Source organism: Haemophilus parainfluenzae, from assembly GCF_003252755.1.
GTDB classification, from domain to species: Bacteria; Pseudomonadota; Gammaproteobacteria; order Enterobacterales; family Pasteurellaceae; genus Haemophilus_D; species Haemophilus_D parainfluenzae_N.
The window spans coordinates 269,460-295,663 of the sequence record NZ_QEPT01000002.1; the positions used below are offsets into that span (position 1 = coordinate 269,460).

Annotated in this window: 31 protein-coding genes and 3 tRNA genes; 29 read left to right on the forward strand and 5 right to left on the reverse strand. The window is 38.9% G+C overall.

Annotation, left to right across the window (positions count from 1 at the left end):
- The first annotated feature begins 8 nt into the window (after window positions 1-8).
- The 15 genes from tolB (at window position 9) to iscX (ending at window position 9,458) form a co-directional block, all read left to right on the forward strand.
- On the forward strand, window positions 9-1,292 hold the full coding sequence (gene tolB, locus DPV95_RS03620; protein WP_005696671.1) for a Tol-Pal system beta propeller repeat protein TolB: 1,284 nt from the start codon (window positions 9-11) through the stop codon (window positions 1,290-1,292).
- Window positions 1,293-1,316: 24 nt separating this feature from the next.
- Window positions 1,317-1,784 (forward strand): peptidoglycan-associated lipoprotein Pal, encoded by a 468-nt coding sequence (gene pal / locus DPV95_RS03625; protein WP_005696669.1) that lies wholly within the window; start codon window positions 1,317-1,319, stop codon window positions 1,782-1,784.
- A 178-nt stretch (window positions 1,785-1,962) separates the two neighbouring features.
- Window positions 1,963-2,038, forward strand: a tRNA-Lys gene (locus DPV95_RS03630).
- Window positions 2,039-2,063: 25 nt separating this feature from the next.
- Window positions 2,064-2,139 (forward strand) — tRNA-Lys (locus DPV95_RS03635).
- A 30-nt stretch (window positions 2,140-2,169) separates the two neighbouring features.
- Window positions 2,170-2,245: transfer RNA gene (locus DPV95_RS03640), tRNA-Lys, on the forward strand.
- 118 nt (window positions 2,246-2,363) lie between these two features.
- A complete protein-coding gene (trmJ, locus tag DPV95_RS03645) occupies window positions 2,364-3,083 on the forward strand; it encodes a tRNA (cytosine(32)/uridine(32)-2'-O)-methyltransferase TrmJ (RefSeq protein ID WP_080351275.1) in 720 nt (239 codons plus the stop codon).
- Between the two features lie 59 nt (window positions 3,084-3,142).
- Window positions 3,143-3,598, forward strand: a complete 456-nt coding sequence (gene iscR / locus DPV95_RS03650; protein WP_049366739.1) for a Fe-S cluster assembly transcriptional regulator IscR — start codon at window positions 3,143-3,145, stop codon at window positions 3,596-3,598.
- A gap of 63 nt (window positions 3,599-3,661) precedes the next feature.
- Window positions 3,662-4,876, forward strand: a complete 1,215-nt coding sequence (locus tag DPV95_RS03655) for an IscS subfamily cysteine desulfurase (RefSeq protein ID WP_049366738.1) — start codon at window positions 3,662-3,664, stop codon at window positions 4,874-4,876.
- 54 nt (window positions 4,877-4,930) lie between these two features.
- The gene (iscU, locus tag DPV95_RS03660; RefSeq protein WP_005696665.1) at window positions 4,931-5,314 is read left to right on the forward strand and encodes a Fe-S cluster assembly scaffold IscU; all 384 of its coding nucleotides are present in this window, start codon (window positions 4,931-4,933) and stop codon (window positions 5,312-5,314) included.
- 50 nt (window positions 5,315-5,364) lie between these two features.
- Entirely contained in the window at window positions 5,365-5,688 is a 324-nt protein-coding gene (gene iscA, locus DPV95_RS03665) for an iron-sulfur cluster assembly protein IscA (protein WP_007242827.1), read from the forward strand.
- A gap of 9 nt (window positions 5,689-5,697) precedes the next feature.
- Window positions 5,698-6,219 carry a Fe-S protein assembly co-chaperone HscB gene (gene hscB / locus DPV95_RS03670; protein WP_049366737.1) on the forward strand — a complete coding sequence of 174 codons (522 nt, stop codon included), beginning with the start codon at window positions 5,698-5,700 and terminating at the stop codon, window positions 6,217-6,219.
- 74 nt (window positions 6,220-6,293) lie between these two features.
- On the forward strand, window positions 6,294-6,980 hold the full coding sequence (locus DPV95_RS03675; protein WP_049366736.1) for a DUF2625 domain-containing protein: 687 nt from the start codon (window positions 6,294-6,296) through the stop codon (window positions 6,978-6,980).
- 40 nt (window positions 6,981-7,020) lie between these two features.
- Window positions 7,021-8,877 carry a Fe-S protein assembly chaperone HscA gene (hscA, locus tag DPV95_RS03680; protein WP_049366735.1) on the forward strand — a complete coding sequence of 619 codons (1,857 nt, stop codon included), beginning with the start codon at window positions 7,021-7,023 and terminating at the stop codon, window positions 8,875-8,877.
- A gap of 45 nt (window positions 8,878-8,922) precedes the next feature.
- Window positions 8,923-9,264, forward strand: a complete 342-nt coding sequence (gene fdx / locus DPV95_RS03685; RefSeq protein ID WP_005696659.1) for an ISC system 2Fe-2S type ferredoxin — start codon at window positions 8,923-8,925, stop codon at window positions 9,262-9,264.
- On the forward strand, window positions 9,264-9,458 hold the full coding sequence (gene iscX / locus DPV95_RS03690) for a Fe-S cluster assembly protein IscX (RefSeq protein WP_049366734.1): 195 nt from the start codon (window positions 9,264-9,266) through the stop codon (window positions 9,456-9,458). The genes fdx and iscX overlap by 1 nt, the downstream gene beginning before the upstream one ends.
- Before the next feature lie 34 nt (window positions 9,459-9,492).
- Here iscX and DPV95_RS03695 read toward each other — a convergent pair whose 3' ends face one another.
- The 5 genes from DPV95_RS03695 to DPV95_RS03715 all read right to left on the reverse strand — a co-directional run bounded on the left by DPV95_RS03695 (window position 9,493) and on the right by DPV95_RS03715 (window position 15,030).
- On the reverse strand, window positions 9,493-10,149 hold the full coding sequence (locus DPV95_RS03695; RefSeq protein WP_049366733.1) for a class I SAM-dependent methyltransferase: 657 nt from the start codon (window positions 10,147-10,149) through the stop codon (window positions 9,493-9,495).
- Between the two features lie 76 nt (window positions 10,150-10,225).
- Window positions 10,226-11,236, reverse strand: a complete 1,011-nt coding sequence (gene mglC, locus DPV95_RS03700) for a galactose/methyl galactoside ABC transporter permease MglC (protein ID WP_049366732.1) — start codon at window positions 11,234-11,236, stop codon at window positions 10,226-10,228.
- 18 nt (window positions 11,237-11,254) lie between these two features.
- Window positions 11,255-12,769 carry a galactose/methyl galactoside ABC transporter ATP-binding protein MglA gene (gene mglA, locus DPV95_RS03705; RefSeq protein ID WP_049366731.1) on the reverse strand — a complete coding sequence of 505 codons (1,515 nt, stop codon included), beginning with the start codon at window positions 12,767-12,769 and terminating at the stop codon, window positions 11,255-11,257.
- 77 nt (window positions 12,770-12,846) lie between these two features.
- A complete protein-coding gene (mglB, locus tag DPV95_RS03710) occupies window positions 12,847-13,842 on the reverse strand; it encodes a galactose/glucose ABC transporter substrate-binding protein MglB (RefSeq protein WP_014064930.1) in 996 nt (331 codons plus the stop codon).
- Window positions 13,843-14,022: 180 nt separating this feature from the next.
- Window positions 14,023-15,030, reverse strand: a complete 1,008-nt coding sequence (locus DPV95_RS03715; protein ID WP_049366740.1) for a substrate-binding domain-containing protein — start codon at window positions 15,028-15,030, stop codon at window positions 14,023-14,025.
- 215 nt (window positions 15,031-15,245) lie between these two features.
- Here DPV95_RS03715 and galT point away from each other — a divergent pair, with 215 nt between their 5' ends.
- The 14 genes from galT to mlaC all read left to right on the forward strand — a co-directional run bounded on the left by galT (window position 15,246) and on the right by mlaC (window position 26,201).
- Entirely contained in the window at window positions 15,246-16,292 is a 1,047-nt protein-coding gene (gene galT / locus DPV95_RS03720) for a galactose-1-phosphate uridylyltransferase (protein WP_049366730.1), read from the forward strand.
- A gap of 54 nt (window positions 16,293-16,346) precedes the next feature.
- Window positions 16,347-17,501, forward strand: coding sequence for a galactokinase (galK, locus tag DPV95_RS03725; RefSeq protein ID WP_049366729.1), 1,155 nt, complete (start codon window positions 16,347-16,349; stop codon window positions 17,499-17,501).
- Window positions 17,495-18,520 (forward strand): galactose-1-epimerase, encoded by a 1,026-nt coding sequence (gene galM / locus DPV95_RS03730; protein ID WP_049366728.1) that lies wholly within the window; start codon window positions 17,495-17,497, stop codon window positions 18,518-18,520. Before galK ends, galM begins: the two co-directional genes overlap by 7 nt.
- Before the next feature lie 167 nt (window positions 18,521-18,687).
- The gene (locus tag DPV95_RS03735; protein WP_049366727.1) at window positions 18,688-18,927 is read left to right on the forward strand and encodes a VHS/ENTH/ANTH domain-containing protein; all 240 of its coding nucleotides are present in this window, start codon (window positions 18,688-18,690) and stop codon (window positions 18,925-18,927) included.
- Between the two features lie 129 nt (window positions 18,928-19,056).
- The gene (locus tag DPV95_RS03740) at window positions 19,057-19,359 is read left to right on the forward strand and encodes a hypothetical protein (RefSeq protein WP_133253131.1); all 303 of its coding nucleotides are present in this window, start codon (window positions 19,057-19,059) and stop codon (window positions 19,357-19,359) included.
- A gap of 249 nt (window positions 19,360-19,608) precedes the next feature.
- Window positions 19,609-19,848, forward strand: a complete 240-nt coding sequence (locus tag DPV95_RS03745; protein ID WP_049367851.1) for a hypothetical protein — start codon at window positions 19,609-19,611, stop codon at window positions 19,846-19,848.
- A 76-nt stretch (window positions 19,849-19,924) separates the two neighbouring features.
- The gene (locus tag DPV95_RS03750) at window positions 19,925-20,254 is read left to right on the forward strand and encodes an EndoU domain-containing protein (RefSeq protein WP_049367850.1); all 330 of its coding nucleotides are present in this window, start codon (window positions 19,925-19,927) and stop codon (window positions 20,252-20,254) included.
- Between the two features lie 9 nt (window positions 20,255-20,263).
- Window positions 20,264-20,671: a DUF5376 family protein gene (locus DPV95_RS03755; protein ID WP_049367849.1), complete on the forward strand. Its 408-nt coding sequence runs from the start codon at window positions 20,264-20,266 to the stop codon at window positions 20,669-20,671.
- 189 nt (window positions 20,672-20,860) lie between these two features.
- Window positions 20,861-21,757: a CNNM family magnesium/cobalt transport protein CorC gene (gene corC, locus DPV95_RS03765; RefSeq protein ID WP_049367847.1), complete on the forward strand. Its 897-nt coding sequence runs from the start codon at window positions 20,861-20,863 to the stop codon at window positions 21,755-21,757.
- Between the two features lie 74 nt (window positions 21,758-21,831).
- Complete coding sequence (gene lnt / locus DPV95_RS03770) at window positions 21,832-23,364, forward strand: apolipoprotein N-acyltransferase (protein ID WP_049367856.1); 1,533 nt, start codon at window positions 21,832-21,834, stop codon at window positions 23,362-23,364.
- Window positions 23,365-23,436: 72 nt separating this feature from the next.
- A complete protein-coding gene (gene mlaF / locus DPV95_RS03775) occupies window positions 23,437-24,231 on the forward strand; it encodes a phospholipid ABC transporter ATP-binding protein MlaF (RefSeq protein ID WP_049367846.1) in 795 nt (264 codons plus the stop codon).
- The gene (gene mlaE / locus DPV95_RS03780; RefSeq protein WP_005696644.1) at window positions 24,228-25,013 is read left to right on the forward strand and encodes a lipid asymmetry maintenance ABC transporter permease subunit MlaE; all 786 of its coding nucleotides are present in this window, start codon (window positions 24,228-24,230) and stop codon (window positions 25,011-25,013) included. The genes mlaF and mlaE overlap by 4 nt, the downstream gene beginning before the upstream one ends.
- Window positions 25,014-25,025: 12 nt before the next feature.
- Complete coding sequence (mlaD, locus tag DPV95_RS03785) at window positions 25,026-25,532, forward strand: outer membrane lipid asymmetry maintenance protein MlaD (RefSeq protein WP_049367845.1); 507 nt, start codon at window positions 25,026-25,028, stop codon at window positions 25,530-25,532.
- A 21-nt stretch (window positions 25,533-25,553) separates the two neighbouring features.
- On the forward strand, window positions 25,554-26,201 hold the full coding sequence (gene mlaC / locus DPV95_RS03790) for a phospholipid-binding protein MlaC (protein ID WP_049367844.1): 648 nt from the start codon (window positions 25,554-25,556) through the stop codon (window positions 26,199-26,201).
- Window positions 26,202-26,204 lie beyond the last annotated feature (3 nt).

A 26,204-nucleotide genomic window follows, 5' to 3' on the forward strand; every position in this document is an offset into this window, starting at 1 on the left:
GTGATTAAATGAAATTGATCAAACGTGTTATGGGGCTATTTGTGGTGATGTTTGCATTTGCAAGCACAGCAATGGCAGAAGATGAAGTTCGAATTGTGATTGATGAAGGTGTTGATGGCGCTCGTCCTATCGCAGTTGTTCCTTTCGCAGGTTCTGCACCTGAAAATATTGGTCAAATCGTTGCAGATGACTTACGTAATAGTGGTAAATTTAACCCTATTCCAGTAAGTCAAATGCCACAACAACCAACGACTGCAGCAGAAGTGAAACCAGAGGCTTGGACTGCTTTAGGTATTGATGCGGTTGTGGTAGGTCAAGTGACATCAACTGGTAGCGGTTATAACATTTCTTACCAATTAGTTGATACTGTAGGTGCATCAGGTACACCTGGTGCGGTACTTGCACAAAATAGCTATACAGTGACAAATAAATGGTTACGCTATGGTGCACATACCGTGAGTGATGAAGTATTCGAAAAATTAACCGGTATTCGTGGTGCATTCAGAACCCGTATCGCTTACGTAGTGCAAAAAAATGGTGGCTCACAACCTTATGAAGTTCGTGTAGCAGATTATGATGGCTACAACCAATTTATCGTAAATCGTAGCTCACAACCAATTATGTCTCCAGCTTGGTCTCCAGATGGTAAACGTTTAGCATACGTATCTTTTGAGAACAAAAAATCACAACTTGTTGTACAAGACTTAGGTTCAGGTTCTCGTAAAGTAGTTGCTTCTTTCCCTGGACATAACGGTGCGCCAGCATTCTCTCCGGACGGTTCTAAACTCGCATTTGCTTCTTCACAAGATGGTTTATTAAACATCTATGTAATGGGCTCAAATGGTGGTACACCTACTCAATTAACTCGCGGTGCAGGTAATAATACAGAACCATCATGGTCTCCAGATGGTAGCTCAATTCTCTTTACTTCAGATAGAAGTGGTTCACCACAAGTTTATCGCATGAGCGCAAGTGGTGGTGGTGCATCACCAGTTGGTGGTCGCGGTAGTGCGCAAATCAGTAGTGATGGTAAAACTCTCGTGATGATCAACGGTAATAACAACGTGGTGAAACAAGATCTCACCAGCGGTAGTTCTGAAGTATTAAGTACATCTTTCTTAGGTGAAAGCCCAAGTATTTCTCCTAACGGTATCATGATTATTTACAGCTCTACACAAGGGCTAGGAAAGGTGTTACAATTAGTTTCTGCAGATGGTCGCTTTAAAGCGAGTCTTCCAGGAAGTAATGGCCAAGTGAAATTTCCAGCTTGGTCTCCATACTTGACTAAATAAAAAAACTCATTGAGGAGAAATCTAATGAACAAATTTGTTAAATCATTATTAGTTGCTGGTTCAGTAGCTGCATTAGCAGCATGTAGCTCATCAAACAACGATGCAGCAGGCAACGGTGCTAACAACGGTCAAACTTTCGGTGGTTACTCTGTTGAAGATCTTCAACAACGTTACAACACCGTTTACTTCGGTTTCGATAAATTCAACATCGAAGGTGAATACGTTCAAATCTTAGATGCTCACGCTGCATACTTAAATGCAACTCCAGCTTCTAAAGTTGTTGTTGAAGGTAACACTGACGAACGTGGTACTCCAGAATACAACATCGCTTTAGGTCAACGTCGTGCTGATGCAGTTAAAGGTTTCTTAGCTGGTAAAGGTGTTGATGCTGGTAAAGTATCAACTGTTTCTTACGGTGAAGAAAAGCCTGCAGTGTTAGGTCACGATGAAGCGGCATACTCTAAAAACCGTCGTGCAGTGTTAGCATACTAATATTTTTAGAGAATTTTGATTCTTAGAAGAAGGGAGAGTAGAAATACTCTCCTTTTTTATTTGTTTTAAGATCTTGTCAGAAATTGACGAGTATTCACGCAATTAACACAATTTCTTCAGATTTTTCTTGCGTCAGAAAATAAAATCGGTAATATACGCACCTGTTACGAAATGATGTGGGTCGTTAGCTCAGTCGGTAGAGCAGCGGACTTTTAATCCGTTGGTCGAAGGTTCGAATCCTTCACGACCCACCACTTTTATTTCGAAGAATTCCTAAATGGGTCGTTAGCTCAGTCGGTAGAGCAGCGGACTTTTAATCCGTTGGTCGAAGGTTCGAATCCTTCACGACCCACCATCTATTTTACAGATCATTATTTAACCGGTTGGGTTGTTAGCTCAGTTGGTAGAGCAGCGGACTCTTAATCCGTCGGTCGAGAGTTCGAGCCTCTCACAGCCCACCAATCACATCTTCTTTCCATGTGTTAATAAATTTATAAAAAAGTAAAATTTTTTTTAAATTCTTGACTATATTTAGCGGTTATTATGATAGAATATCCACAAATTTAAGTCGGGCATAAAATGTTACAGAATATTCGAATTGTTTTGGTTGAAACATCACATAGCGGGAACATCGGTTCAGCGGCGCGTGCAATGAAAACAATGGGATTATCCAATCTTTATTTGGTCTCGCCAAAATCAGTGGATGAGCAATCTATTGCATTAGCTGCAGGCGCTGATGATGTTGTGCGTAATGCCCACATTGTTGATACTTTTGAACAAGCAATAGAAGATTGCTCATTAGTAATTGGGACCAGTGCGAGATTACGCCATTTACAGAGTACACTGATTGAGCCAAGAGAATGTGCGGAGAAAGCCTGTGCACATCAAGGCCAAGTGGCGATCGTATTTGGTCGTGAGCGTGTTGGACTCACAAATGAAGAATTACTTAAATGTCATTATCATTTAAATATCCCTGCTAATCCTGAATATTCTTCGCTAAATTTAGCGATGGCAGTTCAGTTGGTAAGTTATGAAATGCGAATGGTATTTTTAGCAAAAGATAAAACGGAAAGTACACTTTCAACAATAGAAAATATCTATCCAACAGCACAAGAAATGGAATATTTTTTTGCTCATACGGAACAGGTGTATCAGTCTCTTGGTTTTATTCAAAATCAAGGGGTTATACAAAAGTTAAGACGACTTTATAACCGTTCTTCTCTAGAAAAAAATGAATTAAATATTTTGCGAGGAATGTTAAGTGCGGTTGAAAAACGCCTTAATCTGCAAAAAGAGTAAAATTGACTATCATAGTCAGATAGGTAAACTACCTAGATGACGATTTATAGGGATGCTTTATGAAACTAACATCTAAAGGACGATATGCGGTTACCGCAATTTTAGATATCGCACTACACTCAGGAACAAATCCAGTTTGTTTAGCGGATATCTCAGAGCGTCAAAATATTTCACTTTCTTATCTTGAGCAATTATTTGCCAAATTGCGTCGTGGTGGATTAGTAAAAAGCGTTCGCGGCCCAGGTGGTGGCTATCGTTTAGCGTTACCAACTAATCAAATTTCTATCGGCATGGTGATTTCAGCCGTCAATGAGAATATTAATGTCACAAGATGCCTTGGCAAAGGAAATTGCAAAGGTGGAGTAGAGTGTTTAACTCATACTTTATGGCAAGATTTAAGTGATCGTATTTCTGATTTTTTAGATGAGATTACATTAGCCGAGCTTGTGGAGAAAAAAGCTGGGAAGCATAAAGCTCACAAAGATTTTGATGACTTAATTGTAGTCAACCAATAATGGGAAAGTAGATTAAAGTGCGGTCAAATTGATAGCATTTTTAGTAGTTATTTAGGAGTGAAAATGAAATTACCAATTTATTTAGATTATGCAGCAACATGTCCAGTGGATGAACGTGTAGCTAAAAAAATGATGGAATATTTAACCATTGATGGTGTATTCGGTAATCCAGCATCTCGTTCACATAAATTTGGCTGGCAAGCTGAAGAAGCGGTTGATATTGCACGTAATCAAATTGCGGATTTAATTGGTGCAGATTCACGTGAAATTGTGTTTACTTCAGGTGCAACAGAAGCAGATAACCTTGCAATTAAAGGTGCGGCGCACTTTTATCAAACAAAAGGTAAGCACATTATCACCTGCAAAACTGAACATAAGGCTGTATTGGATACTTGCCGTCAATTAGAGCGTGAAGGCTTTGAAGTCACCTATTTAGATCCAGAAGAAGATGGTTTAATCGATCTTGAGAAATTTAAAGCAGCATTGCGTCCAGACACAATTGTTGTGTCAATTATGCATGTGAATAATGAGATTGGCGTGATTCAAGATATTAAAGCAATTGGTGAGCTTTGCCGTGCAAACAAAACCATTTTCCACGTAGATGCAACGCAAAGTGTCGGTAAAGTAGAAATTAATCTTGCGGAATTACAGGTTGATTTAATGTCAATGTCTAGCCACAAATTGTACGGACCAAAAGGGATTGGTGCATTATATGTATGCCGTAAACCGCGTGTTCGTTTAGAAGCGATTATCCATGGCGGTGGTCACGAGCGTGGTATGCGTTCAGGTACATTACCTGTACACCAAATCGTTGGTATGGGTGAAGCATATCGCATTGCAAAAGAAGAAATGGATACTGAAATGCCACGTATCCGAGCATTGCGCGATCGTTTATACAATGGTCTTAAAGACATTGAAGAAACCTATGTAAATGGTTCAATGGAACACCGCGTAGCGAATAATTTGAACATCAGCTTTAACTATGTAGAAGGTGAGTCGTTAATGATGGCATTACGTGATATTGCGGTATCTTCTGGTTCCGCTTGTACGTCTGCAAGTTTAGAGCCATCTTATGTATTACGTGCATTAGGTCGTAATGATGAATTAGCACATAGCTCAATTCGTTTCACGCTTGGTCGTTGGACCACTGAAGAAGAAATTGATTACACCATTAATTTAATGCATGGTGCAGTAGCGAAACTTCGTGAATTATCGCCACTTTGGGATATGTTCAAAGAAGGCATTGATTTAAACACTATTGAGTGGGCAGCCCACTAATTTTCAAGGCGGCTTGGCCGCCTGATAGCAACTTATTTAGGAAAGGAAAAGAATATGGCATACAGCGAAAAAGTTATCGATCATTACGAAAATCCACGCAATGTTGGTTCAATGGACAAAAAAGATAATTCTGTGGGAACCGGCATGGTGGGTGCGCCAGCTTGTGGTGACGTTATGCAGTTACAAATCAAAGTAAATGACAGCGGCATTATTGAAGATGCAAAATTCAAAACTTATGGTTGTGGTTCTGCGATTGCTTCTAGCTCTTTAATTACTGAATGGGTAAAAGGCAAATCTTTAGATGAAGCAGGTGCAATCAAAAACAGCCAAATTGCGGAAGAACTTGAATTACCACCGGTAAAAGTTCACTGCTCAATTTTAGCAGAAGATGCAATTAAAGCCGCCATTGCTGACTATAAAAATAAACAAGGTAAGTAATCAAAGTGCGGTTGAAAATGACCGCACTTTATCAATTTAAGGATCAGAATATGTCTATAACACTCACTGAAAAAGCGGCAGAACGAGTTCGTACTTTTCTTGAAAATCGTGGAAAAGGCATCGGTTTACGCTTAGGTGTAAAAACATCAGGTTGTTCGGGTTTAGGCTATGTGCTTGAATTCGTTGATGTGCTCAATGATGACGATCTTGTTTTTGAGCAGCATGGCGTGAAAGTAGTAGTCGATCCAAAAAGCTTGGTTTATTTAGATGGCATTGAGCTAGATTATGTCAAAGAAGGCTTGAACGAAGGCTTTAAATATAACAATCCAAATGTGAAAGAATCATGTGGATGTGGTGAAAGTTTCCATGTTTAAGGAATAAAGATGACAAATCCTTTTGCTATTTTTGATTTGCCCGTTGCTTTCAATGTTGATCAATCGCTTTTGTCTGAACGCTATTTAGTGCTTCAAAAGAGTTTGCATCCGGATAATTTTGTTACGGCAGATGCACAAAAACAACGCATTGCAATGCAAAAATCAACAGAAGTTAATGATGCATTAAAAACCTTGAAAGACCCAATTTTACGTGCGGAAGCAATTATTGCATTAAATACGGGAGAAGCACAGGATTTAGAACAAAAGAGCACACAAGATATGGCATTCCTAATGCAGCAATTAGAATGGCGAGAAGAGCTCGAAAATATTGAGCAAAGCCAGGATGAAAATGCATTAGAATCCTTTGCGAAACGCGTTAAAAAAGAAACAAAAGAAATATTGACCGCACTTGAAGAACAACTAAATGAGCAACAATGGTCAACTGCTGCACAGTTCTGTGATAAATTACGTTTTCTAAAAAAATTGGCGGATGAAATTAGCCAAGTAGAAGAACGTCTATTTGAATTATAATCTTGAGGGCGTTTAATACGCCCTTTTCGCTATTGATAAATGGGTAATTGCCCTCATACTAATGAAACTCGATTATGCAAACTTTAGAACAACTGACTGATGCCTCAAAATCTGCTTGGGGAACCATTTCCCAATGGATTGAGCATGCTCGTAATCATTGTGAGGTGATTAAAAAAGATCAATCTAGTGCAGAACGTGAGCTTTTCACCATGCAAATGCCCACTTCTTCTCCAATGGGCGCGGTCATTTATGAAACCGGTGGCATTTTAATCCATCATGGTTGGTTGCGTATATTGGGGTCAGGCAGTTTTAAATTACCACGTGGATTAATGGACTGGAATTTCAGCAAATCCTTTAATCAATCAGGCGATAAACCCAAATATTTGCTTGTTGCAGATGATGTCATTGGTGGTTATTTTGCTTTAAATGGTGGTTCTTTAGGTTCTAATCTTGGCAAGATTTATTATTTTTCGCCAAAAGACTTAACTTGGCATGATTTAAATTTTACCTATACAGATTTCTTGGCTTGGGCATTAAATGGTGACATTGAAGCATTTTACCAAAATCTGTTTTGGCAAAATTGGCAAGAAGATGTAAAACAACTCGATGGTAACCACATGATTGTTTTTACACCCGAGCTTTCAGAAGATAAGACGACTGATATTAATCAGCGTGAACGACGTGAAGTCAACATTGAAACCCATTACAACGCAAGTTTCACCGAACAAGATAAATTTGCACAAGCTTATTCAGTGGCATAACGAGCCCTTAACGAATTAATTATTAGAGATAAAAAGAGATATGGCATTACTCCAAATTGCAGAGCCAGGACAAACGGCTGCACCACATCAACATCGTCTTGCGGTAGGGATTGATTTAGGTACAACAAACTCTTTAGTTGCCGCAGTGCGTAGTGGTCAAGCCACCATTTTGAATGATGAACAAGACAGAAGCCTTGTACCTTCAGTCGTGTATTATGGTGAAAATGAAAAACTTGTGGGTACTGAAGCATTTGCCAAAGCTGCAATGGATCCTAAAAATACGATTATTTCGGTTAAACGTCTGATTGGTCGTAGTCTTGCAGATGTGCAATCACGTTACACAAACTTACCCTATGAGTTTGTGACAAGTGAAAATGGGTTGCCGTTATTGGTCACACACCAAGGCAAAAAAAGCCCGATTGAAGTCTCTGCAGATATTTTATCTCGTTTAAATCATATTGCTGAACAACGCCTTGCAGGTGAGCTTTCAGGTGTAGTGATTACCGTTCCTGCGTATTTTGATGATGCTCAGCGTCAAAGTACGAAAGATGCAGCACGCCTTGCGGGGTTAAATGTATTACGTTTATTAAATGAACCTACTGCTGCTGCGGTAGCTTATGGCTTAGATAGTGGAAAAGAAGGTGTTATCGCTGTTTATGACTTAGGTGGTGGGACCTTTGATATCTCGATTTTACGTTTATCTAAAGGCGTTTTTGAAGTCTTAGCAACAGGTGGAGATACCGCCTTAGGTGGTGATGATTTTGACCATTTAATTGCCGATTGGATTGTTGAGCAAGCGGGTATTCAACCACAAAATGTAAATGAGCAGCGTGAACTTTTAAGTTTAGCTACACAAACTAAAATTGCCTTAACGAGTGCACAAAGTGCGGTCATTTCTTGGCGCGGATTTGAAGGTGAGTTAAGTCGTGAGCAATTCAATGAATTAATTCATTCATTGGTTAAACGTTCTTTATTAACCTGCCGTCGAGCATTAAAAGATGCGCATGTTGAAGCTGAAGACGTGCAAGAAGTGGTTATGGTTGGCGGCTCAACTCGCGTGCCTTACGTACGTGAGCAAGTAGGCGAGTTCTTCGGTAAAACGCCATTAACCTCTATCGACCCAGATAAAGTAGTAGCACTAGGTGCGGCAATTCAAGCGGATATTTTAGTGGGGAACAAAAATGACAGTGATATGTTGTTACTCGATGTTGTGCCGCTTTCTTTAGGCATTGAAACCATGGGCGGTTTAGTGGAGAAAATTATTCCACGCAACACCACGATTCCAGTGGCTCGTGCACAAGAATTTACCACCTTTAAAGATGGTCAAACTGCGATGACGGTACATGTAGTGCAAGGTGAACGTGAATTAGTGGATGATTGCCGTTCTTTAGGTCGTTTTACGTTGCGTGGTATTCCGCCAATGGTAGCAGGCGCGGCCCATATTCGTGTGACTTATCAAGTGGATGCGGATGGCTTATTAAGTGTGACCGCCATGGAAAAATCCACAAAAGTCCAAGCATCGATTCAAATTAAGCCTTCTTATGGTTTAACCGATGAAGAAGTGACAGCAATGATTAAAGCTTCTTTTGATAATGCACAAGATGATATGCAAGCACGTGAATTAGCCGAGCAACGTGTTGAGGCTGAGCGTGTGATTGAAAGCGTGATTGTGGCATTACAACAAGATGGAGCGGAATTATTAACCGAATCGGAATTTCACCAAATTGAAAATGCATTGAAACAATTAATGGATGTAAAAGAAGGAACAGAGCGTCATGCTATCGTTCAGGGAATCAAAGCCCTTGATGTCGCGACTCAAGAATTTGCGGCAAGACGGATGAATAAATCCATTAATCAAGCGCTGACAGGCAAATCTGTATCAGATATTGAGCAATAAAGTGCGGTTATAAATTAACGAGTTTTTTATATTGAGGAAAGTAATATGCCAAAAGTGATTTTTTTACCGAATGAAGAATTCTGTCCAGAGGGTATGGTGGTTGATGCTGCAGCAGGCGACAACTTATTAGAAGTGGCACATAATGCGGGTGTGGAAATTCATCATGCTTGCGATGGTTCTTGTGCTTGTACAACATGCCATGTAGTCATTCGTGAAGGGTTTGATTCATTAAATGAAGCCAGCGATCAAGAAGAAGATATGCTAGATAAAGCATGGGGCTTAGAAATGGATAGCCGCCTTTCTTGCCAATGTGTCGTGGGTGATGAAGATTTAGTGGTGGAAATCCCCAAATATAATATTAACCATGCAAATGAGGCGGCTCACTAATGAAATGGACTGATGCCCAACTTATTGCAGAAGAGCTGTATGATCGTAATCCAGATTTAGATCCTAAAACGGTACGTTTCACGGATTTACATAAATGGATTTGTGAACTAAAAGATTTTGATGATGATCCAATGAAATCTAACGAGAGTATTCTCGAAGCAATTTTGTTGAAATGGTTAGATGAATACGAATAAGCCTGATTACACAGGCTTATTATATTTTTAATAGTTAATCTGATAGTTTTTGTATATAAAGTTGGTAAACTGGCAACATTTGTAAAACATGGAGTTTTTGCTGATAGATATTGACATAAGCATCAACAGCAGGTTTTACTAAGTGGTAGTAGTTTTGTTTTCCATTTTCTTCTGGGCTCCATAAATAGTCATCAAAAGCAATAATCCCATTATTTTTTACTAATTTATGGGCTAAAATAGCATCGAACAGTACATCTGGGGCTTCATGAGAACCATCTACATAGATAAAATCAAATTTTCCAGCTTCGCCTTTTGCTAATAGTTCAATCATTTTAGTATGGGAATATCCTTTATGTTTGATAATATTAAGGGATTTTCCGCATTGTTTAGCATAAATCATTAATGTTTGAATATTCTCATTGAAAGATTGCTCAACGGAACTCATATCCCATTTTCCTTGATGCTCTAATCCGCCCTCCCAAGAATCAATACAATGAATTTCTATTTCATTATGGTATTTAAGCATTTCTTCAGTAAAAAAATGAGTAGAACGCCCTTCAAATGAACCAATTTCTAAGATCCGTTGAGGTGTAAATTGTTCAAAAATATAGGATAGAGAAGGGATATTATGAGTAAACCAGTCAGTACTGAAATAGACAGTTAAATTATCTTTAGTTACGTTGTTTGACATTTTAAATCCTTAGATTATATTAAATATGAACCGCACTTTATTGCTAAAGTGAGGTTATTTTTATGGTTGTTTTTAATTATTTTTTCTTCGCGTATTTTAAGGAGTCGATAGCAACCGCGAGGATGATAATGCTACCTTTAATGATATATTGCCAGTAAGGGTTTACACCGATATAAGTTAAACCGTAGTTAATAACGGTGAAGATGATAACACCCGTGATTACACCGATAACAGTACCCACACCACCGGCGAAAGATACACCACCTACTACGCAGGCAGCAATCGCATCTAATTCATACATGAAACCGAGGTTGTTGGTAGCACTACCGATACGACCAGCTTCTAACATACCACCGAATGCATAGAACATACCTGCAATCATGTAAATCACAACAAGGTTACGTGCTACGTTTACGCCAGATACTTTTGCTGCTTCAGGGTTACCACCGATAGCAAAGATATTTTTACCGAAGCGTGTTTTATTCCACATTACCCAAACTAAGAATGCACAAATCGCCGCATAAATAGTGATGTAGGATAATTTGAACGAACCAAGTCTGAAGAAGCCTTGTGCGAAGTTAGAGAAAGATTCACTGAAACCTGCAATTGGTGAGCCACCTACGCCATCATAATAAAGTGAGTTGAAACCGTAAACGATGATCATGGTACCCATGGTTGCAATGAACGGGGTTACATTGAGATAAGCGATAACTAAACCATTCACTAAGCCGATTACAGCACCTACTGCACAAACAGTCAGGATAACTACTGGAATAGGAATTTCACCTAAATCAGGGAACACGCGGTTCATGTTTTCCATTGATTGCAAGAGGGTAGCAGAAATAACCGCTGCTAAACCTACTTGGCGACCGGCTGATAAGTCGGTACCTTGAGTGACAAGCAAGCCTGCAACACCAAGGGCGATAATGAGACGGACGGATGATTGAGTTAAAATGTTACTAAAGTTGCGAACATTCAAGAATGTTGGATCTTGTGCGATGATGATGCCAAGTAAAATCAACAACACAAAATAAATCGCATTTTGTTTTAAGAAATCGAATGATTTATTTTTTGGTAAGGCACTCATAATTTGTTCCTTTATGATTTATAAATATTTTGCGGCAAGTTGCAAAATTTCTTCTTGAGACGTTTTTGCTGTTTCAACGATGCCGGCAACACGACCATTACTCATGACCAAAATTCGGTCTGTTACGCCTAATAATTCCGGCATTTCTGATGAAATCATAATGATGCCTTTATCTTTTTTAGCGAGTTCTTGAATGAGCTGATAAATTTCAAATTTTGCCCCAATATCAATACCACGAGTTGGTTCGTCGAGCATTAAGATATCTGGTTGGGTTAAAAGCCAACGGCCGATAATGACTTTTTGTTGGTTACCACCAGAAAGCGAGCCAATTGTTGTTTTGTGAGAAGGTGTTTTTACGTTCATCGCATCAATCACCCATTGTGTATCGCTCGCCATTTTTTTGTTGCTGAGCAATTTCCAAGGAGTGAGGTAAGATTTCATATTTGAAATCAAAGAGTTAAATTCAATACTTAGGTTTGAATAAATCCCGGTTGAACGACGTTCTTCAGTCACCAAAGCAAAACCGTGGTTAATCGCCTCAAGTGCGGTATGATTTTTCACGATTTTTCCGTTGAGCTTGATCGTCCCTTCTTTTAATTCGCGTACACCAAAAATGGCTTCCACAATATCGGTTCGTTTTGCACCAACAAGACCTGCGATACCTAAAATTTCACCTTTGCGTAAATTAAAGGAAACATCTTGAATAGAAGGTTGGTTCACCGCAGTTAAATGTTCCACTTCAAGCGTGACTTCTTTTGGTACGTTAGTTTTTTCAGGGAAACGTTGTGTTAATTCACGGCCAACCATCATTGAAACAATTTCTTCCATGGTGGTGCCTTTAACTTGAACGGTATTGATCCATTTACCATCACGAAGAATGGTGATTTCATCACAAATTTTGAAGATTTCATCCATTTTGTGTGAAATATAGATAATGCCACAACCGCGATCTTTTAATTTTTGAATAATTTTGAAAAGATGTTCCACTTCTTTTTCTGAAAGTGAGGATGTTGGCTCATCCATAATTACGATTTTAGCGTTATAAGAGAACGCTTTCGCAATTTCGATCATCTGCATTTGTGAAACGGAAAGTTTGGCCACTTTTTCTCTTGGATCAACATCAATATCCAATTCATCGAAAATCGCTTTGGTATCACGATACATTTTGGCGTGATCCACAAAAGGACCTTTAAGTGGGTAGCGACCCAACCATAGGTTATCCATTACACTGGTTTGACGCACCAAGTTAAGTTCTTGGTGAACCATTGAAATCCCATTTTCAAGGGCTTCTTTTGATGTTTTAAAATCAACAGGTTTGCCTAAGAATAAAATTTCACCTTCGTCTTTTGCATAAATTCCGAAGAGGCATTTTAATAATGTAGATTTACCTGCCCCGTTTTCGCCCATCAAGGCGTGAACAGAGTGAGAACGAACTGTTAGATTGGCGTGATCAAGGGCTTTTACACCGGGGAAAGACTTACTGACATCCGTCATTGTCAGTAGTACATCACTGTCTTGGGTTTGAGTTGTCATATCCAACCTCATCAAAAAAGGGGAAAGGGAATTTGGGTTTCCTTTCCCCTAAAATTAAAGAAAAGCAATAGATTTTCTTATTTTAAGAATTCACTTAGGTTATCTTTATCTACACCAACATAAGGGATACGCACCACACGGTTTTCTAATTTCCATTGTGTACCTTCTGTTGCTGCTTTACCGTTAGCAAGGTTTGCAGAAAGTTGAACAACTGCTTTACCTTGGTTAACACCATCGTTTAACACAGTACCAGCAATTTCGCCTTTCTTAATTAATTGAAGCACTTCTGGTAATGCATCCACACCAAAGATTGGTAATTTTTTACCGTGTGCTTTGGTTGCTTCTAATGCACCTAACGCCATACCGTCATTGTTTGAAATAATCATTTCAATTTCGTTAGCTTTAGAGCTAGATAACCATGCATCCACTTTATCTTTAGCCATTGCTGCATCCCACATACCGGTATCAATAAATAATTGTTCGGTTTGGATACCTTTAGCATTTAATTGCTCAATCACATATTTAGTACGCGCTTCTGCGTCTGGGTGACCTGGTTCACCTTTTAATAATACATATTGGATTTTACCGTCTTTGTTTAAGTCGAAGGCTGGCATTGCTTTCCATTGTTTCGCAATTAAGTCACCTTGGATTAAACCAGATTCTTTAGGGTCTGTACCAACATAGTAAGCGTGATCGTAGCTACCAATTGCTTTTGCACCTGGGTCTTTATTGAAGAAAACAACAGGAATGTCATCTTGTTTAGCTTTCTTGATAACAGTTGAAGCTGCTGCTGGGTCTACTAAGTTAATCGCTAAAGCTTTTACACCTTTAGAAAGCAAACCATCTACTTGGTCATTTTGAATAGATTGTGCATTTTGAGAGTCATTCATTAATAACTCAATGCCGCCAAGCGCTTTCGCTTCTTTATCGATTTCTTTACGCATTAATGACATGAAGTTGTCATCATATTTATAAATGGTAACACCAATACGGTTATCGGCTGCGAAACCTGAAGTTGCTGAACCTAAACCGATTGCTAAAGCGACTGCACTTAATACTGCTGTTTTTTTCATAAAAACGCTCCTATGTAGAGAAAGAGATTTTATTGTTGATTTTTTATATATCAAATAGAGGAATGTTGCGTACATCTATTGCAACTGAATCCATCATAACGAAATCAAAACCGTTAATCTGTGATCAAACTCACATAAATGAAAACGATTACATAGCAATGTTTAAATTTGTGATCTCCATCACGGTTTTATTGCATTTTCTACGGAAAAACGTCTCACCAATGTTGGATTAAATTGGACAACAGTAGGTGTGACAATAGATGAATCGACTAAACTTAATGCCAGTTTTGCTGCATAATTTGCCATTAAATCAATTGGATATCGAACAGTAGTGAGCTTCGGAATTAAATATCGAGCAATCGGCATATCATCAAATCCCACAATGGAAAATTGTTTCGGGACTTTGATATTGTTTTCATTTAAAACAGAAATTGCACCGGCTGCCATGGTATCGTTATAGGCTACCACAGCGGTTAAATTGGAGTTGTAGCTTAATAAATCAATCATGGCCTTTTCACCACCTTCAAAATCAGGTGAATTATGCACAATGGCTTGTTCTACAATGGGGAAGTTATGCGCTTCTAAGGCCTCTAAGTAGCCTTCCTTACGTTCTGTTTCATCTAAAATACCGTGATTGGAACCAATATAGGCGATGTGCTTATGGCCATAACGAATCAGGATCTCAGTTGCAAGATAGGTACCTTGGCGGTTATCAAGGCTGACGCAACGATTTTCATAGCCTGCAATCACACGGTTAATTACAACCATACCGGGTACATTTTCTAAATAATGCTGTAACTCTTCATCAGAAAGGGCTTTGGAATGAACAACCAGGCAACTACAACGCTTGCGTAGCAAGGTATCAATGGCTTCACGCTCTTTTTCTGCATGATGGTATCCAATGCCGATCAAAATCGTTTTTTGATGCTCTTCAGCGACTTTATCGACCGATTTAACCAAGATAGCAAAGAACGGATCCGTTACATCGGTAACCACCACGCCAATGGTATCGGTATTTTGCACGGCTAGAGCTTGTGCGTTTGCATTGGGTTGATAATTTAAGACTTCCATTGCACGTTGTACCGAATAACGGGTTTTTTCACTCACAGATGGGGAGCGATTAATCACCCGGGAAACAGTGGCAACCGACACGCAAGCTAATTCAGCAACATCTCGAATTGTAGGCATAACAGGGCTCTCATTCATTTTTTCATAGCAATTATCATAGTAAATTTGAATAAAATTGAAAGCGGTTACTTTCAAAAATGCTACATTCGTCACAAAAAAGTGATTGGACGAGCGGCTTATTTCCTGATTTTGTGATAATGATCACGGTTTATTTTTTTTAATTTGTTATCTTATGAGAAAATTTTTTGTAATCGTTTACATTTTGGAGCAAAAATATGAGCGAAACCGTATTTGAACCGACAGATCATCCACATCGTCGTTATAATCCGTTAATTGATCAATGGGTTTTAGTCTCGCCACATCGTGCTAAACGTCCATGGCAGGGGCAACAAGAAAAAGTGAGTGAGGAGCAAAAGCCAAGCCACGATCCAAATTGTTATCTTTGCCCGCGTAATAAACGTATCACTGGCGAACCTAATCCGGATTATCATAAACCTTATGTATTCAAAAATGATTTCTCGGCTTTATTAGAAGATACACCAGCGCCAGAGCAATCTGCCGATCCGCTTTTCCAAATGAGCCAAGCGCGTGGTGAAAGCCGTGTTATTTGTTTTTCGCCAGATCACAGTAAAACATTACCATTATTGACCGCACTTGAAATTGAAGAAGTGATTAAAGTGTGGCAAGAACAATTGCGTGAACTGGGTCAAAAATATCAGTGGGTACAGATTTTCGAAAATAAAGGTGCGGCAATGGGATGTTCCAATCCACATCCGCACGGACAAATTTGGGCAAACAGCTTTTTACCGAATGAAGTCGCACGTGAAGATGTTGCTCAACGAAATTATTATGAAAAACACGGTTCGGTGCTTTTAGTGGATTACGTTCAAAAAGAATTAGAGAAAAAAGAACGTATTGTGGTGGAAACCGAGCATTGGGTTGCGGTAGTGCCTTATTGGGCGGTGTGGCCGTTTGAAACCTTGTTATTGCCAAAAGTGCATGTCAAACGCTTAACAGAATTAACCGATGCTCAAGCCAAAGATCTTGCCGTGATATTGAAAAAGCTGGCAACAAAATACGATAACTTATTTGAAACTTCTTTCCCTTATTCAATGGGTTTCCATGCAGCGCCATTTAATGGAGAAGATAACGAACATTGGCAGCTTCATGCGCATTTTTATCCACCATTATTGCGTTCAGCTACAGTACGCAAATTTATGGTGGGTTATGAAATGTTAGGTGAAAGCCAACGTGACCTCACCGCAGAACAAGCCGCAGAAAGATTACGTGCGTTAAGCGAAGTACATTATAAAGAACGTTAAGCAATAATTTCCCTCTTGAGTTAAGAGGGAGTGTGAAAGATAAAGGAAAATAATATGACTCCAGTCCAAAAATCCCAACACATTTTTACGCAAAAATATAACAAGCAACCTGAACTGACTGTGTATGCGCCAGGTCGTGTAAACATTATCGGCGAACATACTGACTACAATGATGGCTTTGTAATGCCTTGTGCGATCAATTATGGTACAGCTATTGCGGGATCAAAACGTGCTGATCATATTTGGAATGTTTATGCCGCAGATCTTGATCTTGAGGATACCTTTTCTCTTAATGAAGATTTCCCTCAAAGTGAGCAAAAATGGGCGAATTATGTGCGTGGTGTTGTGAAATTTATTCAGGAACGTTGCCCGCAATTTAAACAAGGCGCTGATTTGGTGATTTCCGGAAATGTGCCCCACTCTTCTGGTTTAAGCTCTTCCGCCGCCCTTGAAGTGGCGACTGGAAAATTCTGCCAACAACTCAGTGATTTACCTTTAACTCATACAGAAATTGCTTTAATTGGTCAAAAAGCTGAAAACAAATTTGTAGGTGCGAATTGCGGGAATATGGATCAATTAATTTCGGCTTTAGGACAAAAAGATCATCTCTTAATGATTGATTGCCGTAGCTTAGAAACACAGCCAACGCCTGTGCCGAAAGATGTTGCTGTCATTATTGTGAACTCAAATGTACCCCATGATTTGGTCACGGGCGAATATAACACACGCCGTTGGCAATGTGAAAAAGCTGCAGAATTCTTTGGCGTAAAAGCGTTACGTGATGTGTCAGTAGAAGAATTCCAAAAAAGAGAAGCAGAATTGACCGCACTTAATGCTTTAGTGGCTAAACGTGCACGCCATGTGGTGACCGAAAACCAACGCGTACTTGATGCTGTTAAAGCATTAAAACATAACGATTTAACAAAATTAGGCGAATTAATGGGGCAATCTCACGTGTCAATGCGTGATGATTTCGAGATTACCGTGCCACAAATCGATTATCTTGTTGAACTCGCTCAATTAGTCATTGGTAAAACCGGTGGCGCGAGAATGACTGGCGGTGGTTTTGGTGGCTGCATTGTTGCCCTTGCTCCTCATGATAAAGTTGAAGAAGTGCGTAAAATTATTGCCGATAATTATGAAAAACAAACGGGCTTAAAAGAAGATTTCTACGTTTGCACAGCCTCACAAGGAGTGAGCCTATGCTAGAAAAAACGGCGTTCAATGCACCAGATGGACAGCCTTATCAACTTGTTCAACTCACCAATTCAAATGGCATGACAGTGCAATTTATGGATTGGGGCGCCACTTGGCTTTCTTGTAAAGTCCCTGTGAATGGTGAGGTGCGAGAAGTGTTACTCGGCTGCAAAGTGGAGGATTATCCTCATCAAACTGCTTATTTGGGTGCAAGCGTAGGACGCTATGCAAATCGTATTGCTAACGCCCAATTTGAATTAGGTGAGCGAACAATCCAGCTAGTCGCTAATCAAGGCAAACATCAATTACATGGTGGTAAAGAAGGCTTTGATAAACGCCGTTGGAAAGTCGAAGAGTGCGGTCAGAATTTTGTGCGTTTTTCCCTTGTGTCTCCCGATGGTGATCAAGGTTTTGAAGGTAATGTACAAGTCAATGTGATTTATACATTAAACGATGAAAATAGCGTAAAAATTGAATATGAAGCAGAAAGCGATAAAGATACCGCACTTAACTTAACGAACCACGCTTATTTCAATTTGGAAAATGCTGAGCAGGGTAGTGATGTGAGAAATCATACATTACGCCTCAATGCGGATTTCTATTTACCGGTTGATGGTGAAGGCATCCCAAATTCACCACTTAAGCATGTGGTGAATACCAGCTTTGATTTTCGTGTTGCAAAACCAATCGCACAAGATTTTCAGCAAGGCGATCAAGCGGTGATAAAAGGTTACGATCATTCCTTTATTGTCAATAAAGCATGGCAAAAGCCTTGTGTATTATTGACTTCCCCTAATGAAGATTTAAGCCTTGAAGTGCTCACATCCCAAGCGGCATTACAGGTTTATACGGGAAACTATCTTGTCGGCACTCCAACTCGTAAAGGTGGTACTTATCAAGATTTCAGCGGCATAGCCCTTGAAACCCAATGCCTTCCCGATACCCCTAACCACCCAGAATGGCAAAATTATGGCGGTATTCAAAAAGCTGGTGAACGCTATTACCAGTGGACAGCGTTTAGGTTTAAATAGGTAATCTTTGAAAGTGCGGTTAAAAACTATTGTGTTTTTAACCGCATTTTTTATTCTTATGAATAGAGTATTTAATGTATATTTGAATGTATTAGGTAATAGCTTATCGATAATCTCAGCATACTAATGCTCATTCGTTGATATGTTAGTTTAATTGGGAAATAAAAATGATCAGATATAGTGAACAAGACTTTATAAATGAAATTAGAACCATGGTAAGTAATAATGCATCAGAACAGGAGATTTCTTATAGAGCCTTAGAATTGATGAATTCATCAATTGATTGGAGAGAGGAGTTTCGTGATTTTGCATTAGATTTGATTAGTATAATAGAACCAGGTTTCTATATGACAAATGATGAAATATTAGAAAATATTAATTTGTTGGGTAAAAAATATTATCCATAAAATGAATATTGGAAAACATCCCACCCTATGTAGAAGTAAAAGGATACAAAGAACCTAAAACTGCAATTTATCCAGTTATGGGAGACAAGTAAGTAGCATATGATAAATGTTAAGTTTAGTTGGATAGATATGTGGAAAGATGGATCTTTAGAACCACATTGCTCTATTCTAAATATAAATGAAGATTTAAATATAACTCATTTTTTAATTGATGATGAGGGATTAGGTATAGGTCATTTGCAAAAGTGGATAAAAAATGGTCTTGAAGAGATTGATAAAATATCTAAAAAAGAAATTTCTGAATATGATATGTGGGGACAAACTTTAGGTGCGCTAATCTCGTTAGATAAAGTAACTATTTATTGGGGGGATGAAGAATATCCGGATGATTATCTTGAGTTTGACCAATTTAAGATCATTTTATCTAATTAGTATGACTTCTTATTATCTGAACCCAATATAAGCAATGAAGTTTATTTTTCAGTTTAGAGTAGAGGTATTTTGTGGCAGTCATGATCGGTGGACATTCTCCCCCAGCGCGCGTCTCCTGACGCGTGCTTGTATCTATCAAAAAATAAACAAACTGAAGCTGTTAATAAAAATAGTGAAAATTTGAATTAAACGAAATTGATGTTTTAGGCACGCGTCAGGAGACGCAGGCCATCACGGGAGAGACAAAAAATGGAAATAAATGAAATAAGAACAATCTTTTTAAAATATTGGGATCCTATTCTAATAGGTGATAATGAATTGTTAATTGATGAATATGATAATTATGTTAATAGTATGTTTGGTTACTTAAAGAGAGATAATATTGATATTGATGATATTGTAGATTTATTAATTTTATTTGAAAATGAGATGGGAGTGGAAACAGATCTATATACCAAGAGAAATGTTGCTAGTAAATTGATTAAATAGTAAAGCATATGAATACTAATTCTTAAAGGTAATTTTTTAAAGGGGACATACTCATACTACACTCGGAAATGTAAAATTGGAAAAAGTAATTAAAGAATATGCAAACGGTGTTTATGAGACTAAAGTTTCTATTCCAAATCCTAGGGCTTTAAAAGACCCGAATGCGAAACCATTCTTAGAAAAAGCAGGTAGGGAAAAAGACCGTGTATCAACAATGTTTCCAAGATCTTGGACTCAGGATAGATTGAGGGTTGAATTGGAGCATGCATTTAAAAATGCTAGCAAAGTTCCTAGTACTAAGTCTAAGTGGAAAGGAGTGACAAAATCAGGAGTTGAAGTTCGTTGGTATGTTAAGGAAAATGGAAAAATCGACACTATTAATCCTAAGGCTCCTAGTTATAATTAGGAAAAGTATATGAAATTATTATTTAAGTTTGATGATTCAAGTTTTTATAAATCAACTTGTGTGTTTTTAAATGATGAAAATCACTCCTGGAGAGATGAATATGTACGTATATATTTAGATACTTTAAAATTTGATAGTAGTATCAAATTAGCTGATTTATCTATAAATAAAGATTATGTTAGTACGGATGTGATGGATGCAGTAATAGATAAAGATAAGGTATATTTGGGATTTTCCTTGTATTTACCCGAAGATAGACCAGCAGATTATAATCCTAGTGAGGAAAAGTATTATATTGTAGATAGAGAGGAATTAACGTATTTAGCTAGACGGTGGTATCGTTTCATTCAAAGACCTGTAGAGTTAAAGCAGCCAGATTACCAAGAAATTATTGATTCAGAGGATGCTTATAAATAAGCGTGAGTTATGGAAGCTCCTTCTACCTGCAGAAGGAATCATAACAACAGTTAAAATTGAAGTACGGTTAAAAATTGTTATGTTTTTAACCGCACTTTATTTTCAGCCATTTAGCTTAAGTTTTTTGCGATTTTTGTCAAAATATGCTACTTTTTACACAGTCAATCCGACAGTAACACATTTAATTTTATGAACGAAGAACATTCGAGTAATCAAACTGAAACAACTAAAAAATCTTTTTTTCAATCGCTTATTGGCCGCTTTTTCCAAGGTGAGCTGAAAAACCGTGAAGAACTCGTGGAAGTGATTCGCGATTCAGAACAAAACGATTTAATTGATCAAAACACTCGCGAGATGATTGAAGGGGTAATGGAAATCGCCGAGCTTCGTGTGCGCGATATCATGATTCCTCGCTCGCAAATCGTATTTATTGAATCGAATCAAGATCTCGATGCCTGTTTGAATACGATTATTGAATCCGCTCACTCTCGTTTTCCTGTGATTGCAGATACGGATGACCGCGATAATATTGAAGGGATTTTGCACGCGAAAGATTTGCTTAAGTTTTTACGTGAAGATGCAGAAGAATTCGAGCTTTCCAAGTTGTTACGTCCAGTTGTGATTGTGCCGGAAAGTAAACGTGTCGATCGTATGTTAAAAGAGTTTCGTTCTGAACGTTTCCACATGGCGATTGTGGTGGATGAGTTTGGAGCTGTATCAGGTTTGGTGACCATTGAAGACATTCTCGAACAAATTGTGGGTGATATTGAAGACGAATTTGATGAGGAAGATGTCGCAGATATTCGTCAGCTTTCTCGTCATACTTATGCGGTGCGTGCACTAACAGATATTGATGATTTTAATGCGCAATTCAACACGCATTTTGATGATGAAGAAGTGGATACTATTGGCGGTTTAATCATGCAAGCCTTTGGGTATTTGCCTAAGCGTGGTGAAGAAATCACGTTAGAAAATATTCAATTTAAAGTGACCTCTGCCGATAGCCGTCGTTTAATTCAGGTGCGTGTAACTGTGCAGGATGAACATTTATCGGATATGGAAGGCGTGGAAGAACAAGCTGAATAAGGCATATCGTTTCGCTGTATTCTAAGCCCCCTCTTTGCTAAAGAGGGGGAATATTTTTTTATAGTATGGATAAAATGAATAAATTAGTGATTTATCTTATTGCCCTGATTTCTGGTGTGATTGGCGTATTTGCCTTTTCACCGTTTGATTATTGGGGATTGGCCTATGTATCCTTAGGCGGATTGCTGTTTGTGGCGAAAAATGCCCAAAAATCAACCGCACTTTTGGCCACTTTTTTGTGGTCGATGGGCTTTTTCTGTTTTGGTGTCAGTTGGTTAAATGTCAGTATTCATCAATTTGGTGGGGCATCCCTTGGCGTGAGCTATCTCTTGGTGGGCTTACTTTCTGCTTACCTTGCACTTTATCCAATGCTTTTCACTTATTTAGTGCAATGTTTTAAGGTGCAAAGTGCGGTCATTTTTGCCGCGATTTGGACATTGACTGAATTCTTGCGTGGATGGGTGTTTACCGGTTTTCCGTGGCTACAATTTGGTTATACCCAAATCGACAGTCCATTTTTCGGCATCGCCCCGATCTTTGGTGTCACGGGGCTAACATTTTTTACCGTTTGGGCAAGTGCGGTCATTTTTAATCTTGTTTTTTCACTATCGAAAAAACAATGGAATTTAGTCGGTGTTAATGTATTGCTATTATTGGTTGTGGGTGGATTAAGTGCTTATGCCGGTAAGGTGAATTTTGTCCAACCAAAAGAAGAGAAAGGTCTCACCGTTACACTTGCACAAGGTAACATTGAGCAAAATTTAAAATGGGATCCTGAATATCTTTATGCCACGGTAGATATCTATCAAAAACAAATTTTGGCACATTTAGGCAAGTCTGATTTGATTATTTTGCCTGAGTCGGCATTGCCAACTTTGGAAAATGCGATTACGCCATTTTTTGAAGCCTTAGATAAAGTCGCAAAAGAGAAAAACACGGAAGTGATGATTGGCACCGTGTATCGTGATGAGCAAAGCGGTAAATTATTAAATTCCATTGTGACAGCAGGGAATCCTGATTTTCCTTATGAGTTGATGACAAAAAATCGTTATAGCAAATATCATCTCGTGCCATTTGGTGAGTACGTGCCATTAGAAAGTTTGTTGCGTCCACTTAATTCTGTATTTAATTTGCCAATGTCTGCGTTCCAAAGTGGCGATGCGGTACAGCCATCATTTATGGCAAAACAACATGCTTTTGCACCGGCTATTTGTTATGAAATTATTTTCGGTGAGCAACTTCGTGAAAATCTGAAAAAAGAGACGGATTATTTGCTGACTATTTCCAATGATGCGTGGTTTGGCGACAGCATCGGCCCTTGGCAGCATTTACAAATGGCTAGAATGCGGGCGCTTGAATTAGGCAAACCATTAATTCGGGCAACTAATACAGGTATTTCAGTGTTTATTGATGCAAAAGGCAAGATTGAAGCGCAAGCACCGCAATTTGAGGAAACTACACTGACACATAAAATGGTGCCAACAGAAGGCAAAACGCCTTATGCGGCACTGGGTAATTTACCTATTTATGTGTTGTCATTGATTTTTGTGTTATTACGTGGCTTCACGACGTTATTAAAACGCCACTTGAACCTTTCACAAAAATAGCAGTCAAAACGACCGCACTTTTTTAACGTGAGAGGAAAATAAATTTCCTCTTGTAAAACCAATGAGATTTTAATGAATAAAAATCTAATCGAAGTCAAAAACCTGACCTTTAAACGAGGTGAGCGTGTGATTTACGATAACCTGAATTTGAAAGTCCAACAGGGTAAAATTACGGCCATTATGGGGCCATCAGGGATCGGGAAAACCACGTTACTGAAATTAATCGGTGGTCAGTTATATCCTGAACAAGGCGAGATTTTGTTTGATGGACAAGATATTTGTCATCTTTCAAATCGCGAGCTTTACGAAGTGCGTAAACGCATGGGAATGTTATTCCAATCAGGCGCATTATTTACGGATATTTCCACGTTTGATAACGTGGCATTTCCGATTCGCGAGCATACCCGTTTGCCGGATAGTCTAATTCGTCAAATTGTGTTGATGAAATTAGAAGCAGTGGGCTTACGCGGTGCGGCAGATTTAATGCCTTCTGAGCTTTCTGGTGGGATGGCGCGTCGTGCCGCATTGGCGCGAGCGATTGCACTTGATCCGGATTTAATTATGTTTGATGAGCCGTTTACGGGGCAAGATCCAATCAGCATGGGCGTGATCGTGAGCTTAATTAAACGTTTGAATGAAGCACTGAATTTAACCTCTATTGTGGTTTCCCATGATGTGAATGAAATATTAAGCATTGCAGATTATGCCTATATCATTGCGGATAAACATGTGATTGCCGAAGGAACATCAGAACAACTGCTCGCGAGCCAAGATCCTCAAGTTGTGCAGTTCTTGAAAGGTGAAGCAGATGGTCCGGTAAAATTCCATTATCCGGCAGGTGATTATGTGGAGGAATTATTTAAATGATTGTTGATATGATTTCTTCACTTGGACGAAGCGTAATCAAATTTTTCCGCGCATTAGGCCGCTCAGGCTTTATGTTGTTCGGTGCGCTCGTAGGTAAACCGCAAGTTCGTAAACATTTTCCTTTATTAGTGAAACAGTTACACGTATTAGGTGTACAGTCTTTATTAATTATCCTGCTTTCAGGTTTATTTATTGGAATGGTGTTGGGCTTACAAGGTTATGTGGTCTTAGTTGATTTTTCAGCAGAAACCAGCCTTGGACAACTTGTAGCGCTGTCTTTATTACGTGAATTAGGCCCAGTAGTGACCGCACTTTTATTTGCGGGTCGTGCAGGTTCAGCGTTAACGGCTGAAATTGGCTTAATGAAAGCCACAGAACAACTTTCCAGCCTTGAAATGATGGCAGTCGACCCATTACGTCGAGTGATTGCACCGCGTTTTTGGGCGGGCTTGATTGCAATGCCAATTCTTGCGCTTCTCTTTACCGCGATTGGTATTTGGGGCGGTGCGCTTGTTGGTGTAGATTGGAAAGGTGTCGATGCAGGTAGCTTCTGGTCAGTGATGCAAAATGCCGTCAGCTGGAGCTATGACATTTTAAATGGATTTATTAAAAGCGTATTTTTCGCCATTGCAGTGGTGTGGATTGCGTTATTCAATGGTTATGATTGTATTCCAACATCTGAAGGTATCAGTCAAGCCACAACCAGAACGGTTGTCCACGCATCACTTGTGGTACTTGGGCTCGATTTCATCTTAACTGCTATTATGTTTGGGGCAGGTTAATAGGGTATTTTTATGAGACAAACAATTAAATATGAATTTTGGGTAGGCTTATTTTTACTACTCGGTATCGCAGCGTTAGTATTTCTAGGCTTACGTGTAGCAAATGTGCAAGGTTTTGGTGAAACAAAATCTTACACAGTCACTGCAACTTTTGACAATATTGGTGGACTAAAGATCCGTGCGCCACTTAAGCTAGGAGGAGTGGTAATCGGTCGTGTTTCTGATATTACGTTAGATGAAAAATCTTACTTGCCAAAAGTAAGCATTGCGATTAATGAAGAATATAAAGAAATTCCGGAAAACAGTTCGTTATCGATCAAAACATCGGGATTATTGGGCGAGCAATATATCGCCTTAACAATGGGCTTTGATGATGGTGAAACCGCGATGTTAAAAAACGGTAGCCAAATTCAAGACACAAAATCCGCAATGGTATTGGAAGATTTAATCGGCCAGTTCCTTTACGGTGATAAAAAAGCAGACGGTAATGCTGACAAAGCAGAATTAGATGTAAAATAATAATCTTTATTTAGGAGATTTATGATGAAATTTACTCAGTTTAAAAAATGGTTTAGCGTAATGGCATTTGCAGTGACAGCACTTTTTGTGACTCAAACTGTACGTGCAGAAACGAGCCCTTATGTGTTGATGCAACAAGCATCAGATAAGTTATTTGCCGATATCAAAAACAATCAGGCAAAAATTAAAAAGGATCCAAACTATTTACGTACTATCGTGCGTAACGATTTATTACCTTACGTGCAAGTAAACTATGCAGGTTCTTTGGTGTTAGGTTCACACTTTAAATCAACCACACCAGAACAACGTGAAAAATTCTTTAAAGCATTCAGCGATTTTATCGAACAAGCTTATGCACAAGTATTAACCGCTTATACCGATCAAAATATTCAAATTGAACCGGCTAAAGAAGTGGGCGACAAAAACCTTGTAAGCATTCGTGTAAACATCATGCAAAATAGTGGACAAGCGCCAATCAAATTAGATTTCAAATGGCGTAAAAACAGCAAAACCGGTGAATGGCAAGCTTATGACATGGTTGCAGAAGGCGTGAGCATGGTTGTCACCAAACAAAACGAATGGAGTGGCATCTTACGTCAACAAGGTATTGAGGCATTAACAGCTCAAATTCAAAAATCTGCCGCAGCACCTGTGACATTGAGCAAATAAGCG

Coding starts and splice junctions, on each gene's coding strand:
- mlaE (WP_005696644.1), top strand. CDS start 24,228: ATGATTGTTGATATGATTTCTTCACTTGGACGAAGCGTAATCAAATTT.
- mglA (WP_049366731.1), bottom strand. CDS start 12,769: ATGACAACTCAAACCCAAGACAGTGATGTACTACTGACAATGACGGAT.
- galM (WP_049366728.1), top strand. CDS start 17,495: ATGCTAGAAAAAACGGCGTTCAATGCACCAGATGGACAGCCTTATCAA.
- DPV95_RS03735 (WP_049366727.1), top strand. CDS start 18,688: ATGATCAGATATAGTGAACAAGACTTTATAAATGAAATTAGAACCATG.
- iscX (WP_049366734.1), top strand. CDS start 9,264: ATGAAATGGACTGATGCCCAACTTATTGCAGAAGAGCTGTATGATCGT.
- DPV95_RS03655 (WP_049366738.1), top strand. CDS start 3,662: ATGAAATTACCAATTTATTTAGATTATGCAGCAACATGTCCAGTGGAT.
- mlaF (WP_049367846.1), top strand. CDS start 23,437: ATGAATAAAAATCTAATCGAAGTCAAAAACCTGACCTTTAAACGAGGT.
- galK (WP_049366729.1), top strand. CDS start 16,347: ATGACTCCAGTCCAAAAATCCCAACACATTTTTACGCAAAAATATAAC.
- iscA (WP_007242827.1), top strand. CDS start 5,365: ATGTCTATAACACTCACTGAAAAAGCGGCAGAACGAGTTCGTACTTTT.
- DPV95_RS03675 (WP_049366736.1), top strand. CDS start 6,294: ATGCAAACTTTAGAACAACTGACTGATGCCTCAAAATCTGCTTGGGGA.
- iscU (WP_005696665.1), top strand. CDS start 4,931: ATGGCATACAGCGAAAAAGTTATCGATCATTACGAAAATCCACGCAAT.
- iscR (WP_049366739.1), top strand. CDS start 3,143: ATGAAACTAACATCTAAAGGACGATATGCGGTTACCGCAATTTTAGAT.
- DPV95_RS03715 (WP_049366740.1), bottom strand. CDS start 15,030: ATGCCTACAATTCGAGATGTTGCTGAATTAGCTTGCGTGTCGGTTGCC.
- mglB (WP_014064930.1), bottom strand. CDS start 13,842: ATGAAAAAAACAGCAGTATTAAGTGCAGTCGCTTTAGCAATCGGTTTA.
- galT (WP_049366730.1), top strand. CDS start 15,246: ATGAGCGAAACCGTATTTGAACCGACAGATCATCCACATCGTCGTTAT.
- trmJ (WP_080351275.1), top strand. CDS start 2,364: ATGTTACAGAATATTCGAATTGTTTTGGTTGAAACATCACATAGCGGG.
- DPV95_RS03755 (WP_049367849.1), top strand. CDS start 20,264: ATGAAATTATTATTTAAGTTTGATGATTCAAGTTTTTATAAATCAACT.
- DPV95_RS03740 (WP_133253131.1), top strand. CDS start 19,057: ATGTGGAAAGATGGATCTTTAGAACCACATTGCTCTATTCTAAATATA.
- DPV95_RS03745 (WP_049367851.1), top strand. CDS start 19,609: ATGGAAATAAATGAAATAAGAACAATCTTTTTAAAATATTGGGATCCT.
- DPV95_RS03695 (WP_049366733.1), bottom strand. CDS start 10,149: ATGTCAAACAACGTAACTAAAGATAATTTAACTGTCTATTTCAGTACT.
- hscB (WP_049366737.1), top strand. CDS start 5,698: ATGACAAATCCTTTTGCTATTTTTGATTTGCCCGTTGCTTTCAATGTT.
- fdx (WP_005696659.1), top strand. CDS start 8,923: ATGCCAAAAGTGATTTTTTTACCGAATGAAGAATTCTGTCCAGAGGGT.
- mlaD (WP_049367845.1), top strand. CDS start 25,026: ATGAGACAAACAATTAAATATGAATTTTGGGTAGGCTTATTTTTACTA.
- mlaC (WP_049367844.1), top strand. CDS start 25,554: ATGATGAAATTTACTCAGTTTAAAAAATGGTTTAGCGTAATGGCATTT.
- pal (WP_005696669.1), top strand. CDS start 1,317: ATGAACAAATTTGTTAAATCATTATTAGTTGCTGGTTCAGTAGCTGCA.
- lnt (WP_049367856.1), top strand. CDS start 21,832: ATGAATAAATTAGTGATTTATCTTATTGCCCTGATTTCTGGTGTGATT.
- hscA (WP_049366735.1), top strand. CDS start 7,021: ATGGCATTACTCCAAATTGCAGAGCCAGGACAAACGGCTGCACCACAT.
- mglC (WP_049366732.1), bottom strand. CDS start 11,236: ATGAGTGCCTTACCAAAAAATAAATCATTCGATTTCTTAAAACAAAAT.
- corC (WP_049367847.1), top strand. CDS start 20,861: ATGAACGAAGAACATTCGAGTAATCAAACTGAAACAACTAAAAAATCT.
- tolB (WP_005696671.1), top strand. CDS start 9: ATGAAATTGATCAAACGTGTTATGGGGCTATTTGTGGTGATGTTTGCA.